Source organism: Priestia sp. J2 (genome assembly GCF_020790095.1).
GTDB classification, from domain to species: domain Bacteria; phylum Bacillota; class Bacilli; order Bacillales; family Bacillaceae_H; genus Priestia; species Priestia zanthoxyli.
The window spans coordinates 3,163,101-3,176,663 of record NZ_CP086208.1 but is presented as its reverse complement, the minus strand read 5'-3'; the positions used below and the strand labels follow the sequence as shown (position 1 = coordinate 3,176,663).

Annotated in this window: 18 protein-coding genes; 10 read left to right on the top strand and 8 right to left on the bottom strand. The window is 38.9% G+C overall.

The window, feature by feature from the left end; genetic code table 11:
• Window positions 1–184: 184 nt before the first annotated feature.
• On the top strand, window positions 185–325 hold the full coding sequence (locus LJY09_RS16195; RefSeq protein WP_014459290.1) for a hypothetical protein: 141 nt from the start codon (window positions 185–187) through the stop codon (window positions 323–325).
• Between the two features lie 468 nt (window positions 326–793).
• On the opposite strand, the gene LJY09_RS16190 is transcribed toward LJY09_RS16195, so the two are convergent.
• From LJY09_RS16190 to LJY09_RS16180, 3 genes are all read right to left on the bottom strand, one after another.
• Window positions 794–1,873, bottom strand: a complete 1,080-nt coding sequence (locus tag LJY09_RS16190) for a PrsW family intramembrane metalloprotease (protein ID WP_154973754.1) — start codon at window positions 1,871–1,873, stop codon at window positions 794–796.
• Between the two features lie 275 nt (window positions 1,874–2,148).
• A complete protein-coding gene (locus LJY09_RS16185) occupies window positions 2,149–2,397 on the bottom strand; it encodes a hypothetical protein (RefSeq protein ID WP_014459293.1) in 249 nt (82 codons plus the stop codon).
• Window positions 2,398–2,419: 22 nt separating this feature from the next.
• Window positions 2,420–3,034 carry an NAD(P)-dependent oxidoreductase gene (locus LJY09_RS16180; protein ID WP_098112345.1) on the bottom strand — a complete coding sequence of 205 codons (615 nt, stop codon included), beginning with the start codon at window positions 3,032–3,034 and terminating at the stop codon, window positions 2,420–2,422.
• Window positions 3,035–3,569: 535 nt separating this feature from the next.
• Between LJY09_RS16180 and LJY09_RS16175 the strand changes: the two genes are divergently transcribed.
• Window positions 3,570–5,057 carry a hypothetical protein gene (locus LJY09_RS16175; RefSeq protein WP_098112344.1) on the top strand — a complete coding sequence of 496 codons (1,488 nt, stop codon included), beginning with the start codon at window positions 3,570–3,572 and terminating at the stop codon, window positions 5,055–5,057.
• 66 nt (window positions 5,058–5,123) lie between these two features.
• Here the strand turns inward: LJY09_RS16175 and LJY09_RS16170 are convergent, their stop codons facing one another.
• Complete coding sequence (locus LJY09_RS16170; protein WP_223546162.1) at window positions 5,124–5,846, bottom strand: DUF421 domain-containing protein; 723 nt, start codon at window positions 5,844–5,846, stop codon at window positions 5,124–5,126.
• 327 nt (window positions 5,847–6,173) lie between these two features.
• Between LJY09_RS16170 and cspD the strand changes: the two genes are divergently transcribed.
• Window positions 6,174–6,371, top strand: a complete 198-nt coding sequence (gene cspD / locus LJY09_RS16165; RefSeq protein ID WP_013057877.1) for a cold-shock protein CspD — start codon at window positions 6,174–6,176, stop codon at window positions 6,369–6,371.
• A 242-nt stretch (window positions 6,372–6,613) separates the two neighbouring features.
• The gene (locus LJY09_RS16160; RefSeq protein WP_028414456.1) at window positions 6,614–8,191 is read left to right on the top strand and encodes a peptide chain release factor 3; all 1,578 of its coding nucleotides are present in this window, start codon (window positions 6,614–6,616) and stop codon (window positions 8,189–8,191) included.
• Between the two features lie 97 nt (window positions 8,192–8,288).
• Here the strand turns inward: LJY09_RS16160 and LJY09_RS16155 are convergent, their stop codons facing one another.
• Both LJY09_RS16155 and LJY09_RS16150 read right to left on the bottom strand, forming a co-directional pair.
• A complete protein-coding gene (locus tag LJY09_RS16155; protein ID WP_013057875.1) occupies window positions 8,289–8,615 on the bottom strand; it encodes a DMT family transporter in 327 nt (108 codons plus the stop codon).
• Window positions 8,612–9,145 carry a TetR/AcrR family transcriptional regulator gene (locus LJY09_RS16150; RefSeq protein WP_034328103.1) on the bottom strand — a complete coding sequence of 178 codons (534 nt, stop codon included), beginning with the start codon at window positions 9,143–9,145 and terminating at the stop codon, window positions 8,612–8,614. Before LJY09_RS16150 ends, LJY09_RS16155 begins: the two co-directional genes overlap by 4 nt.
• A 237-nt stretch (window positions 9,146–9,382) precedes the next feature.
• Between LJY09_RS16150 and LJY09_RS16145 the strand changes: the two genes are divergently transcribed.
• Window positions 9,383–9,958, top strand: coding sequence for a poly-gamma-glutamate hydrolase family protein (locus LJY09_RS16145; RefSeq protein ID WP_205664195.1), 576 nt, complete (start codon window positions 9,383–9,385; stop codon window positions 9,956–9,958).
• Here the strand turns inward: LJY09_RS16145 and LJY09_RS16140 are convergent.
• Window positions 9,909–10,463 carry an HAD-IIIA family hydrolase gene (locus tag LJY09_RS16140; RefSeq protein WP_205664194.1) on the bottom strand — a complete coding sequence of 185 codons (555 nt, stop codon included), beginning with the start codon at window positions 10,461–10,463 and terminating at the stop codon, window positions 9,909–9,911. The genes LJY09_RS16145 and LJY09_RS16140 overlap by 50 nt on opposite strands.
• Before the next feature lie 148 nt (window positions 10,464–10,611).
• On the opposite strand from LJY09_RS16140, the gene LJY09_RS16135 reads away from it, so the two are divergent.
• Entirely contained in the window at window positions 10,612–11,934 is a 1,323-nt protein-coding gene (locus LJY09_RS16135; protein ID WP_224980261.1) for an AlbA family DNA-binding domain-containing protein, read from the top strand.
• A gap of 157 nt (window positions 11,935–12,091) precedes the next feature.
• Window positions 12,092–12,238 (top strand): hypothetical protein, encoded by a 147-nt coding sequence (locus tag LJY09_RS16130; RefSeq protein ID WP_165351766.1) that lies wholly within the window; start codon window positions 12,092–12,094, stop codon window positions 12,236–12,238.
• A gap of 39 nt (window positions 12,239–12,277) precedes the next feature.
• Here the strand turns inward: LJY09_RS16130 and LJY09_RS16125 are convergent, their stop codons facing one another.
• Window positions 12,278–12,721, bottom strand: a complete 444-nt coding sequence (locus LJY09_RS16125) for a hypothetical protein (protein ID WP_028414451.1) — start codon at window positions 12,719–12,721, stop codon at window positions 12,278–12,280.
• A 118-nt stretch (window positions 12,722–12,839) separates the two neighbouring features.
• On the opposite strand from LJY09_RS16125, the gene LJY09_RS16120 reads away from it, so the two are divergent.
• The 3 genes from LJY09_RS16120 to LJY09_RS16110 are packed head-to-tail and all read left to right on the top strand — an operon-like array spanning window position 12,840 to window position 13,479.
• Window positions 12,840–13,058, top strand: a complete 219-nt coding sequence (locus tag LJY09_RS16120; RefSeq protein ID WP_013057868.1) for a DUF1659 domain-containing protein — start codon at window positions 12,840–12,842, stop codon at window positions 13,056–13,058.
• A 15-nt stretch (window positions 13,059–13,073) separates the two neighbouring features.
• Window positions 13,074–13,286, top strand: coding sequence for a DUF2922 domain-containing protein (locus LJY09_RS16115; protein WP_013057867.1), 213 nt, complete (start codon window positions 13,074–13,076; stop codon window positions 13,284–13,286).
• A gap of 55 nt (window positions 13,287–13,341) precedes the next feature.
• The gene (locus LJY09_RS16110; RefSeq protein WP_028414450.1) at window positions 13,342–13,479 is read left to right on the top strand and encodes a YvrJ family protein; all 138 of its coding nucleotides are present in this window, start codon (window positions 13,342–13,344) and stop codon (window positions 13,477–13,479) included.
• Window positions 13,480–13,563 lie beyond the last annotated feature (84 nt).

Here is a 13,563-nt window from a genome sequence, read left to right as displayed (position 1 = left end):
TTTTATATTTTCTCAGCTAAATGATGTCATTCCTCTAAAGGTAAGAACACCTCGTCGTTTGCATAAGCTCCGGATGAAATGTTTGTTCTACATCTATTTGTTAATTTAATTGTTTTTTACAAGAAGAAAAGGGAATACTTTCTTTAATCGCTTGTAATAGAAAGCTAATAAGGGGCATGCTGCTATGAGTAGTCAACAAGATGAATTTTTATTTAAAAGAGAGCTCTATCGCTTAGTACAAGAATATAAACGTTGTAAAGTTGAAGAAATTAGACGGGCCATTCAAAAGGATATTCTGCTTTTGAAAAAGGTTATAAATAACTAAAATAGATAGACACAGACAAAAAAGCTCATGTTAGTTAATAAATGAACTTTTTTGTCTGTTTTAAACTTGCTCAAACGAATTAATATGTCTATTAATGGTCTTAGGAAGATTATGGATCATATTAAACAAAGCTAACGCAGCTGTTTCCAGTTCTTCATAACGATAAATGATATCGTTCTCAATGTCGCAGATTTGAAAACTGTTTAATTGTTCTGAATAACTCAGTGTAAACCTATTAGCAAGAGTATGAGTAATGTCACTATCTTTATAATTTACTAAATTTGTTATCATATGCTTAATTTCAGTGAGGTTCATTCACCAAGTCACCCTTTCATGTTATTGAGGTTATCATATCATGTACAGGTAATTTGAATGCTGTTTTTTACAATTTGTAACACCAATTTTCAAAATGAAACATAAAGGTAATAAAAAGTTAAAACGAGCAGCTTAACGCAAGCTGAACATCTCCTAAGAGGGTGTAGGATTTTCTTTAGAGTAGGTCAACTCCAACTTTTTATCCGCGATTTCTTTTAGACCAATACGGATCATACTGAATACTAAAATCCATAAGACAACCGTCAAAATCGTATGTCCTGCTGGGACAACACCTAGTATAGGTGAGTCCCAAAGAGCGTGCATAAAAACGACAAGCAAAAATACACCGAGAAATTTCAGTTTTACCAGCATGTTCCACTGAAATTTCTTATCTTCTTGTACGATGCATATGGCAGCTCCTGTCAAGGCAGCCCAAGCCACATGCCCCCCAGGAGCGAAAATACTGCGCCAGAGTATTGTGGAATAAAGCATGTGAAAGCTGCCGGAAAGAAGTGCCCGTAGAGCATAGCCAGCGGTTTCAAAAGCAGCAAAACCAGCTCCTATTGCAGCTCCTAAAAGAAGGCCGTTAAGGATATATCTATATTTAAGATTGCGCACAAAATAAATAACAGCGATAACTTTAGCGAGTTCCTCACATATTCCAATTACAATCACGTTTGTGTTATTTCCAAGAATATCGTAAAACACAAGTGCTAATAAAAGTGAAAGGATTCCGCCAATAAAAACGACATAAACAATTTTGTAAATAGCAATATTCTGGGGAGCGTTCATTTCCCAAAAGAAAATGAGAGTAGTAAATGGAACTGCAAAAGCACCGACTACAATAAGACCTGGTATGAAGTTGATGTTTTCGAACAAACTTACGCCTAAATATAGGCCTAAGTATGCGACAAGCGCAATAAGAAAGACCCTTGCAAAAAGCCAAGGTTTTGGCCATGTATTTACAACTTCTTCTATTTTAGGAGTCGTAAGCCCTGTTCCTACAATAAAAAGCCGTTCAGCTTCCATTTCACTGTGCTGTCGGAAGACTCGAGAAAATATATTTCGAAACTTAGGTTCAACGGAACGTTCATTTCTCGGAATTTTATCAACACGATGGGCAAACAAGTAGAATATGCTGTAGTTTTCGTTGTGGTCCACGATTTCATGGCCGCAATTTAAGCAGAATTTTACCCCTTCCGAATTAGAATAAGCACAATGGGGGCATTTCATTTATCTTCCTCCTTTTTCTAGATATAAATCGTTTGACGCTTGTCTTCTGACATCTTCTACATATATTATGTGAGCTGATGAAAAAAGCATAAGAGGGTTTGGTAGGTAATTTGCTTAAATAATGGAATGGTATGTATATAAAAGAACAGAAGCTATTGTAAAAAGAGACCTTATTAAAACTAAAAAAGGGCTGTGTCATAAGTCGAACATTCGACTTACAGCACAGCCCTTTATATGATTGAAAATGTGGATTTAAGTCTGTTTTCTTTACAGTACTACGCAATAAAAAAGCTTCCTGAAATAAAAACGATCACACCAATAATCATCATTAACGTTTCGCGGTCTTTTTTTCCTGTTTTTTTATTAGCAGGAAGCAGCGATTTTGCAAGAGGCTTGGCAAAAATAATGACAAGCATGCAAACAGCAGCAAAGATGCCAAGCGCCAGCTGAAAATTACCTTCAATAAAGACGCATGCCATTAAAAGTACAAGACTTATTTTTAGAAAAATTTTTGATAGGTTCACTATCAACACTCCTTTAGAACACTTAATACGAAAGACTTAGTGATTTTTTTATGTGCCTGTTGTTTTCTACGGCTTGAAGGAGAAAATGAGCGACGTCAGAACGGCTGATATTGCGTCCGTTTTCTGGTATGCTAGCCTCTCCTATACGATAATACGTGGTTAATGGACCGCTTGTTAAACCCATTGGCCGAGCAACGGTCCAGTCGAGTCCGCTTACCTTCAAGAGCTTCACGGCTTCGTGATGATCGCGAAGTACATTTTTTAAAATACGCTGAGCAAGCCAGCCCGTCATCCCAGGAATTTCTCCGTCGATTCCCGCTGAAGCCGTGTAGGCGATACGCTGAATTCCGTTTTCGTTCATACATTGAACCAGCAGATTTGTCGTTTCTACTAAAAGGGTAGAATGCCCTAGATTTTCGGTTCCAAGACAAGAGATTACTGCATCACACCCCCGCATGGCCTGACAAACTTCATAATAATCAAGCACGTCCCCTTGTATGATGTGTACGTTCGCATGCGTTATCTTAAGCTTAGATGGATTTCGCACAAATGCTTTTACATAATGTCCGTTTTTAATCGCTTGCTTTATTAATTCCTGTCCGGTCCTGCCACTTGCGCCAATCAAAAAAATGTTCATACGATCAACCCTTTCGTTTCAATGTAGGTAGTAAAAACGAAATTTTCTTTTACCATAACACATTTTTCTCGATTTAGCTTGTCAAAACATAAAAGCTGCTTACGAGATTCATCAAAGTAAGAGGTATCCTCTGTTCTTTTTTAAAACTTATGTCATAGACTGTCTAGAAAACGAGGAAATGTACGAACGGTTTATAAAGGTGTTTAATGCTATAGAAGCGAAAGGGTATTATAGGAATAAGGGACGAACAGAAGGGGCGATGCACTATGAAAAAAACGGTAAGCCGAGCACGTGTTATCATAGTACTAATAGGTTTTCCGCTCATCTTTCTCATTATGGCGCTTGTGACGGGTGAGTGGCGATATATGACTTGGATAATCCCGCCTGCACTGATGTCATGTTGGACGGCACTCTTCGTATTAAGAAAGCAAGAAGAAAGATAACAGGAAATTTGAACTATTGCATCGAATTTATAGAAAAAGTATAAAATGATAGAAAGCTATAGTAAGAAAATTTAATGAAGGACGGTGTGAAGATGAACGGACAACAGTTATTGTATGGGTTGCTTACGTCTAAAGGCGATATCCTAAGAGCTGCTTATGTGTTATGTGACCACCGCATTTATACGGAAATGTCAGCACAGTATCAGCAAACGGAGCATACGGATTTTCAAGCATCATTGGTAGAAGAAATGAAATTGCTTGAAAAACAGCCTGAAGTAGACATGCATCTGCATATTTTGCTTGAAATGGCGAAGTTTTTTGAACTTCCCGTTTCTCATGCTACGACAAATGGCGAACTGTACGAGTTAAGTGATAACATTGGAAATTTGCTTGTATCTAAATACAATGAGCTGTTTTCAATTGCACGCTGTCATACGCTAGAAGACGTAATGCGCCATCAAATCCGACTGTTCTTTCATCTAATTGATTCGCAGTACATGATTGCTACAAATCGTCAGCAAGTTGTGTTTCAGCAGCAGTTGATGAATTGGATTGAACAGCTAAACCCCATGTATCAAGAAAGAATGATTGATGCATTAGGAGACTATCAGCAGAAATCGCTTGTGAAACTGCTGCAAAAAAAAGGGACAATCGAGCTATACAAACAGCTTCCTCCGCACGCATACCCTGCTATTTCAGGCCTTATGGCAACCGTAATGAGTATTTTTATTCCCGTTAATTACCCGCCAGCACTGCTATTTAGTATGAATGCGCCGCTGTTTTTAATGGCGAGCTTTGAAAGTCATGAAATTATTGCAAAACGCAAAGAAGCTGGAACTTTTTTACCGCTGTTATTAGTAGTTGTTCAGCTGATGTGGACGTACAAGCTTGAGCATCAGGATGAGCTGTTGAATTATCAGTCTCTGCTGATTAAATGGTCATCTGTACACACAGCGTATCAAGATTATGTAAAAAAGAAAGAGCAGTCACTGTTTGACCGTGAACGGTTGGACAGCTTTATTTATAAAACAGAGCAGTATGTTAAGCAGCTCCGCGCAACGGAGAAAAAGACGGTGAAACAAATTGAAACGCTCAAAACAGCTATTCGCCATCAGCTTGATGAAATGGAGCTCACATCATTAAACGGAGGGCTTGTGCTTCAAAAAATGATTGAAGAGCATGAATCATTAAAACAAGATGTAGAAGAACTGCAGCGTAAGCTTTCGATTAAAGGTGACTTCTTCTCTAAAGTAAGGCTGACGTTCCGTTCTGCAGAACGAGCTGTCAAAAGCAAAGTGAAAGAAGTAGAGCGTAAAAAAGTGCTTATGCAAATGACGGACTTTATTTTAGCAAATCGTTTGCCCGTATGCGTGGATATTCAAAATGAAATTTATGATTATCAAGACGAGTTGACGACGACTATTTTTCAAATTGATCAGCAGGTCGAGCTGCTTGAAGAAACAAAACAAAGCCGCCAGCTAGCCGATGCAAAAGTACGCCGCTATGATCAAGAAATAAAGCGATTTGAACGGAACTACTACGGCTTAAAAGAAGGAACCGTTGAAGAGATGGCACAGTAAACGTATTTTATCCGAACGAGTTTGATTCTTGATGGAGAATTAAACTCGTTTAGTTATGTCTCAACCTTATTCTCTGTCTGTAGGAGCGGACAGCTGATCTTTATACTCATCTACATAGAGCATGCCGTTTGTTGACACAACTGCATACAGCACTTGATTCAACTGAAGCTGGCGATTTGAAAGCTCAAGGTTGATCCATTGTTCGGTATATTGAGATGTTAAATTTTTATGAATAATTTCTCCGTCCATGATGAGTTCTACCGGTAAATTCATTTCTTTAAACGGCTTAGACAAAACGTCCTGTTTGGCAATGTTTTGATAAGCCGCTTTTTTTAATACTGACAGTTTTCCGCTTACTTCTAAAACAGCAAATTCTACTTCAGCAATGTTGAACGTTCCTAGTTCTCGTAAATGCTGATTCAAGTCGTCAATAGAATATTTGACTTTTTTCATATTTGCTTCAAGAAGCTTTCCTTTTTCCATAATAACCGTCGGGCGGCCTGTAATCCATTTTCGTAAGCGCCTGCTTTTTAGAGCTGTTGATGCTAAAAGAAAATGAATGGCCACAAGAAAAGCAAAAGAAGCGAACATCGGCAGAAATTTTAATTTTAAATCAAATCCCATATTTGCGATGAACGATCCAATAATGATGGACATTGCAAATGTAAAATGATTATTATGCGTGTTAATTTGTTTTCCAATCAGGAAAGTTGTAATGCTTAAGATAATAAAAGAAACAAAGGTTCTAAGAAGGGACAAAAGAATGTCTTCCATCGCTTGTGATGTCACCTGCTTTCTCATAAATAGAAAGAGTATCTATCTCTATAGCGTTATCCATTTAAAGGATCGTTATACAAGAAGAAAAATCAAGAAGAAGTGCGGATAATTCGTTCACATTCGGCTGCTTAAAAAGGGGTAGAAAGGCTGTAGGTAAGGGATAGAAGCGAACAAAAAGAATGTGCAAATTCCTTTGAAATTTTTTGGAGGATTTGTTACAATAAAGGTGCTTATTTTTGTTCGGTAAGGATAGTTCGAAGTGTTCGTCTTGACTTATTGTAAGAGCAGGAATAGAGTAATACACAATGTGTGGATTGTCACACAAGGAGGAAAAGAGATATGTTACAAGGTAAAGTAAAATGGTTCAACGCTGAAAAAGGTTTCGGTTTCATCGAAGTAGAAGGACAAGACGATGTATTCGTACACTTCTCTGCTATCCAAGGCGAAGGTTTCAAAACTTTAGAAGAAGGTCAAGAAGTTACATTTGAAATCGTTGAAGGCAACCGTGGACCACAAGCTGCTAACGTTCAAAAGTAATTTTTTTTATAAAGTTTAAGCCGATCAGCAGAACGTTTCTCTGGTCGTTCGTTAAACTAAACTGGGAGAAGGCCCCTTTTATAAAAGGGGTCTTTTCTTGTTCGCTTTTTACACCTTGTTGACGATTTCTTTGATTTTGCAGAAGTATTCAAATATGAAAAAAACTAGTCACGCAGTATAAAAAAAGCGTATAATGAAATGATGAAAATAGGAATTGTAGAGCAGAAAGGATTTTAAAACGTATGAGCAACCAACTTCAAGAAACGATGGTCGATTCACGTCGTACATTCGCCATTATTTCTCACCCGGATGCCGGGAAAACAACGTTAACAGAAAAAATGCTGTTACTGGGTGGAATGATTCGTTCAGCCGGAACGGTTAAAGGAAAAAAATCAGGCAAGTTTGCTACATCTGACTGGATGGAAATCGAAAAACAACGTGGAATTTCGGTTACATCAAGTGTTATGCAGTTTGAGTATAAAGATCACTTTATTAACATCTTGGATACACCAGGACACGAAGACTTCAGTGAGGATACGTATCGTACCTTAACGGCTGTAGACAGTGCGGTCATGGTTATTGACGGAACAAAAGGGATTGAAGCACAAACGCTTAAACTTTTTAAAGTTTGTCGTATGCGCGGTATTCCCATCCTAACATTTATCAATAAATTAGACCGTGAAGGAAAAGAGCCGCTTGAGCTGCTTGAAGAAATTGAAGATGTACTCGGTATTGAATCATACCCTGTAACGTGGCCAATTGGCATGGGGAAACGATTCCAAGGAACGTATGACCGTTTTTCAAAACAAATTGAAGTATACCAAGGAAACAAAGAGTCATATTTTGCAGACTTTGACGGTGAAAATATCGACGATGAAATTAAAAAGCACGTCGATGAAATGTATTTACCAGGCTTAGTGGATGATTTATCTCTATTAGACGAAGCAGGTAATGATTTTTCAATTGAAAAAGTAAAGCAAGGTCTATTAACACCTGTTTTCTTCGGAAGTGCGATTGCAAACTTTGGTGTACAGTCTTTCTTTAATTCATTTTTACAATTAACATCACCGCCGCAGCCTCGTGAATCAACGAATGGCACCGTTCAGCCTACGGATGAAAACTTCTCAGGTTTCATCTTTAAAATTCAAGCGAACATGAACCCAGCTCACCGCGACCGCATTGCGTTCGTACGCGTATGTTCAGGGAAATTCGAGCGTGGAATGAACGTGACGTTAGCAAGAACAAACCGTAAAATGAAGCTAGCGCAGTCTCATCAGTTCCTGGCGTCAAGCCGTGAAACAGTAGACACAGCGTATCCTGGAGATATCATTGGTTTATATGATTCAGGCACGTATCAAATCGGGGACACAATTGTAGGAGAAGGAAAAGTATTCGAATTTGATGCTCTTCCAAAGTTCCCGCCTGAACTGTTTGTAAAAGTTCGTGCGAAAAACGCAATGAAATCCAAGCACTTTGAAAAAGGGATTAATCAGCTTGTACAAGAAGGGGCGGTACAGCTTTACCGTACGCCGTTCTTTGGAGATTATATTTTAGGAGCAGTCGGTGAACTTCAGTTCCAAGTATTTGAACATCGTATGAAAGGTGAGTACAATGTCGATCTTGAATTCACACGCATGTCTCACAACATTGCAAAATGGGTAGACAAAGCAACAATTGAAGATCGCATGCTAGATTCTCGCGTGATGCTAGTAGAAGATCGTGATAAGCATGCTGTTCTTATGTTTGAAAACGATTTTGTATGGCGTTTGTTCCAGGACAAATATCCATCTGTTAAATTCCTAGATCCGTTTAATCTATAAAAGAGTATAAAAAAAGGAAAACGATACATACTACTTTCATAAGTAGACAGTCGATTTTCCTCCTTTGCTTAAGAGTCAGTATTTACTGGCTCTTTTTTTAATGAGCCACTGATTTTAAATTTAAAAGAATGACTCCTGCAATGATTAATACGATGCCAAATACCATCGTAAGACTGCCGCTTTCTTTCCAAATGACTACACCAATCACAGCTGTCACAGCAGTTCCTACACCAGACCAAATGGCGTATGCAACGCTGAGCGGAATGTGCTGAAGCGATGTGGAAAGCGCATAGAAAGCAAGACCAAATCCTAATAAAACACCAAGACTAGGCCAAAATTTTGTAAATCCGTTTGATGCTTTTAACATAGATGTACCAAATAACTCTGAACTAATTGCAATTGCTAAAAATAAATAGGCTTTCATCGAAAACCCTCCTCTGTTAATTTCCGAAGTTGTTGTTGAATCTGTTTTTGCATGTCTGGATCCACGGGTGCGAGCCCAAACATTTGGCTAAACCATAATCCATCGGCTGCTAAGCGCACGATGGTAGCAAGGACAGGGTCAATGCCGTCTTGTTCAATATGCTGCTGCCACTTTTCATAGTGTGTTTGAAGGTGCTGCAGAAGTTCAGGATTCGTTGCAATACCTGCAAGTAACCCTGCGCTCATCGCTTGTTCACGCTGAAGGTCATGAAGCGTCTCAGCGAGATAAGCCCGGCTCCATTTGCCAGGAGCATCATCATGTTCAATTTGCACGTGTAGCCCGTCATCATATTGCTTTGTGACTGAGTACAGCATTTGCTGAATCAATTCATCTTTTGATGAGAAGTGGTACAACAAGCCGCCTTTACTAACACCGGCTTCTTTTGCTACTTTTTCGAGCGTTAAATTTCCAACGCCGTCACGCTGTACAACCTGAGTGGCCGCAAGCAATATATCATCATATGTAGACACATGAATTTCCTCCTTTTTGATTTTCCCTAGAATACTTTACCGTCTGGACGGTTTGTTTGGCAATACTTTTATTTCGAATTTCAAAAAAAATTTTTGTGCACACTAAAATATAAAGTATAAAAACAAAAATGAACGCGTAAACAAAGGGTTAATCCCTTTACTACTTTTACTATATGAAGAAAAAGAAAAAATAAAGCCTGGGTATATGAAAGATAAAAGAAAGGTGTGAAGAAACAGATGAGGGATGTGTATCAAAGTTTTCAAGAACTATCACAGTGTGAACGAGCGGGGATTGATTACGAAATAAAATGTGTCATTCGCCGGAGAGAAATTGTTGTGCTTGCGATTCACGGAGGAACGATGGAAATTGGGACAGAAGAAGTAGCAGAAAAAATAGCAGAAAAGCTGAACGCAACGGTGTACGTATTTAAAACGCTGAAAACAGAAAATCCGTTTGAATTGCACGTTACGTCTGCAAACTACGATGAAGAAATGGCGCGTCACCTTGTTAAAAAATCAGCGGTCACGATTTCTCTTCACGGTGCCTACAGCGACGTCTGCACGACTTATATCGGCGGAAGAGACGAAAAGTTAGAAAAAGCGGTGCGTCATGCACTCTCAGGTTTTCCGATCAGTGAAACGCCCGTGCATTTAAAAGGCGTTTCACCTCGAAATATCGCCAACGACAATCAGCGGCATAAAGGACTGCAGCTTGAAATCACCACTCCGCAGTATGAACAATTATTACAAGATGAGCAGCTGTTCAACGAGTATGTGAATGCGATAGTATCGGCTGTGAACTCAGTGATGTAAAGATAAATTCAACAGCTTCCTGTATATCGGCTGCAATAAGAGTTGGTTGTACATCAGCCCACTTTTCTCGTTCATGTAACGTGTCGTGCCCAGCCCCTGTTAACACTAAAATACATTGTGCTCTTGCTGCATGGGCCGCTACTAGGTCTTTCCACCGGTCGCCAATCACGATGCAGTTAGCCAAATTTAAGCTGTGCTCCTCCGCTGCTTTTAACAGCATGCCGGGGTTTGGTTTGCGGCACGAACAGGCGTCTGAATCTTCATGAGGACAAAGGTAAACATCATCAAATCCAAAAGCTAAAAGTTCAGAGAAAAACTGTGATTTATTTACCTTTCCTTTTGCAACATCGGGCTGATTCGTAAAGGAAAACAGCGGAATGTTTTGTTTCTTTATGTCTTTAATCGCTTGCTTTGCTTGGGGGAACAGCTGAAAATCACCTGGATATTGAATGTCATTACTGCCTCCAATCGTTCCGTCTCGGTCTAAAAATATTGCTTCAATCATGTTATTCACCTCTTTTTCTATCATAATATAAAACAGGATGAATTCGGTAAAAACTTTGTTTTTTGAAAAAAATCAAAGAAATATGACTGTCTTTTTACTTCTCATCATATGGATAAGTTAAATAGAAGTGGTGAGGAGGGGAAGACAAGTGAACGAAGAATCGTTTTATTCACCATTTATAAGCGAAGACGGAAAGAAAAAAACAATTGGAGAAATTGAGTTTTCAGATGTGCAGCGCATGATGGAAAAACATTTAGAAGAAGGCTATCAGCTTGAGTTCAAGCGCGAAGTAAGCTCAACGGTCAAACGGAAAATCCCAAATATCATCGCTTCGTTTGCCAATGAAAAAGGAGGGTGGCTTATTTTTGGCGTAGATGAAGACGACCATTCCATTAACCTGCTCGAGCGCAAGGAATATGAGCTGTTTATTAATAATATGCTGAAAGATGTCACCAATCCCATTCCTCGTATCGTTACGCGCTTTTTATCACCTGAAGATCACCCCGGGCAAGGTGTTTTTGTTATTTGGATTCCCGAAGGTCCGAACCCTCCGTACATGTCTTACGGGAAAATTTACAGAAGAATTGGAAGCGGCACATCTCCGGTTACGGAAATCGATGATCGCTATCATTTAGATCGTCTTTATCAAAAATCGGAGGATCAAACGCAGCGAATAGAGGAATTTTGCACAAAAGAACTGTCTATCTATAACAGAAAGTGGCCGATGCACGGGAAAAGCTATATTCATTACGGGATGTGTAATATGTACGTGCTGCCACTATATGATTTGCATTTAATCGAACAAATGGAAGAAGAACGGTTAAAGCAATATATTTTAAGCAAGTCTAGCGAACCAAAACACTATCGTTTGGACGATGAGAGTACGGTGATGCTGCATACACCGTTTGTCAAAGCTTCTTATTCAGCGGAATCCATCATTTTTCGAAGCACAGATGTAATTGATGCATATGATAAAACAATTGCGTGGGAGCAGTTTTATAACGGATCAGCTAAGTTTCACATTCCTATTCCGTATATGGAAGAACCAAAACAAATTCATGACGTGCTGAAATCCAGCATTTCAAGCTACATTGATGAGACGATTTTTGAGCAGTTTCAATATATAAACGGACCCTTTTTTCTTACATCTTTAATCAGCTGCATCGGCGGATACATCGATTGTATGATGGAATTAAAAACTGAGCTCGAAGACATGATTATTGTAATTGATTTAGAGAACGTTCGAAATGATGTGCTTTACTTTCCGCATCAGCAGTTTCAAACATTTCTAGAGAAAGAAGGGCTCGTCTTTTCAGATAAAAAGCAGTATCGGTTTAATCAATCATTTAAAACAACAAAACTAGGGGGAAACGTCGAGCTTCTTGCCTACGTTGATTATATCGTAACGGCGTTTGGCCTTTCAAAAAACCAGTCCATGGACTTTCTTAAACATTCGTTAAACCGAGTATAAAATATACAATTTTTTGACAATAGCTAAAAAAATGACAAAAATGAAAAAAAGTATGATAATATCTTTCGTAAGTAATGAGCAAGTAAAGAAGAGAAAGGGGACTCTTTTTTACAGCTGCCGTTGCTAGGTAGGGTTAAACATAAGGGGAGAAAAAGTAATGAAAAAAGCGACATCCATACTTCTAATTGTCCTAGCACTTGCTGGTCTAGGAGGAGTATGCGCTGCTTATTATCATTTGGAGCAGCAAAAGCAAACGGAAGAAATGACGTATGAACAGAACTACATAACCGTAAGAAATGCATGAAAAAACCAGCCAATCGGCTGGTTTTTTTTTGGTTTCAAGTCATAGTAAGTAAAATAAAGATTTTGCTTGTTCAGTTTTTTTAAATAACTCCAATGATGTATAGACGCAAAATAGAAAGCCAACGCTTGAAAAAATAAAAAACAAGCGGAGAAAAGGGCGTTTTTTTTGAATGCGAAAGTACGTAAAAACAACGAGTGAACATACAAGCAGTACGCTCATAGCAGCAAATCGAATCGCGAGCTCTGCTAAATCATCAACCGTGCTTTGAAACAGTTTTAGCGTTTCATCGTTCAAATCAGTCTCAGGAATGTTCGTTTTGTCTTGCTGATTTAACACCCCTACATCCCATTTTTCTCGACTATAATCATGAGAAACCGTGTAGTAAAACGGACCAAGCTTTTTTTCATCTGCACCGTCATCAGCAAGTGCTGAAGCTGGATGCATGAATGCTAGAACAAAAAATAAAAAGCTCCACTTTCTCATTACCAAAGCCTCTTTCTAACTCAGACTATCTCCCATTATAAACCAAAAATTTTTATGTTTCCATCATCCCTCTTTCCTATTTCCATTTCTATATATAAAGTGAAAGGGGGAATAAAAGATGGCAGAAAAAATTCAGCATTCAAGCCAGCTTCGCTTAGTATTAGAACAAGGAATAAAAGAGGATGGAAAACCCGATTTAAAGACAAAATCCTATATGAACATTCAGCCCGGAAGTTCTGCAGATGCGCTCATTACAGCAAGCGAAACCATCGCCAGCCTGCAGTCGCTGCCGCTTGTTGAAATCAACGAAGTTGTCACGTTTTCACTTTTAAAATAAGAAAAGAGGTAGAGTATGAAAACTTTAACGATGCAGTTTTTGAATGAGTCACAAAAAGCAGTAAGCCTATCGATTGAATCACCAAAAGATACGTTAGACGCAGCAGCCATCACAGCAGCAATGAACGCGCTGATCGCAAGCGATGTCTTTACTTCAAGCGGCGGAGCGCTCGTTGCCAGAAAAGGCGCCCAAATTGTCGAGCGAAATGTAACCGAATTTACGATTTAAAAATGAAAGTCCTTCCACTTCGGTGCGAAGGGCTTTTTTAAAAGGAGAGAGGAAGATGGCAGAGTGGTTTACGCTTGTTTCAGACGTTGGGTTTCCTATTGTGGTGACGCTTTATTTACTTCACCGAATCGAAGCCAAGCTCGATACAGTTGTGCTGTCCATTCAGCATTTAACCGATGAAGTAAAAAAGTGATTATGACAATTGTAAGGCGGTTGTCATGGAAAAGTTGACGGATTTGACACCTCACACTACAATTAGTAGTGTGAGGTGTCGAAT

Bases quoted from the DNA above. Each gene is read 5' to 3' on its own strand.
- LJY09_RS16195 (WP_014459290.1), top strand. From the start codon at position 185: ATGAGTAGTCAACAAGATGAATTTTTATTTAAAAGAGAGCTCTATCGC.
- LJY09_RS16190 (WP_154973754.1), bottom strand. From the start codon at position 1,873: ATGAAATGCCCCCATTGTGCTTATTCTAATTCGGAAGGGGTAAAATTC.
- LJY09_RS16180 (WP_098112345.1), bottom strand. From the start codon at position 3,034: ATGAACATTTTTTTGATTGGCGCAAGTGGCAGGACCGGACAGGAATTA.
- LJY09_RS16175 (WP_098112344.1), top strand. From the start codon at position 3,570: ATGAACGGACAACAGTTATTGTATGGGTTGCTTACGTCTAAAGGCGAT.
- cspD (WP_013057877.1), top strand. From the start codon at position 6,174: ATGTTACAAGGTAAAGTAAAATGGTTCAACGCTGAAAAAGGTTTCGGT.
- LJY09_RS16160 (WP_028414456.1), top strand. From the start codon at position 6,614: ATGAGCAACCAACTTCAAGAAACGATGGTCGATTCACGTCGTACATTC.
- LJY09_RS16155 (WP_013057875.1), bottom strand. From the start codon at position 8,615: ATGAAAGCCTATTTATTTTTAGCAATTGCAATTAGTTCAGAGTTATTT.
- LJY09_RS16145 (WP_205664195.1), top strand. From the start codon at position 9,383: ATGAGGGATGTGTATCAAAGTTTTCAAGAACTATCACAGTGTGAACGA.
- LJY09_RS16140 (WP_205664194.1), bottom strand. From the start codon at position 10,463: ATGATTGAAGCAATATTTTTAGACCGAGACGGAACGATTGGAGGCAGT.
- LJY09_RS16130 (WP_165351766.1), top strand. From the start codon at position 12,092: ATGAAAAAAGCGACATCCATACTTCTAATTGTCCTAGCACTTGCTGGT.
- LJY09_RS16125 (WP_028414451.1), bottom strand. From the start codon at position 12,721: ATGAGAAAGTGGAGCTTTTTATTTTTTGTTCTAGCATTCATGCATCCA.
- LJY09_RS16120 (WP_013057868.1), top strand. From the start codon at position 12,840: ATGGCAGAAAAAATTCAGCATTCAAGCCAGCTTCGCTTAGTATTAGAA.
- LJY09_RS16115 (WP_013057867.1), top strand. From the start codon at position 13,074: ATGAAAACTTTAACGATGCAGTTTTTGAATGAGTCACAAAAAGCAGTA.
- LJY09_RS16110 (WP_028414450.1), top strand. From the start codon at position 13,342: ATGGCAGAGTGGTTTACGCTTGTTTCAGACGTTGGGTTTCCTATTGTG.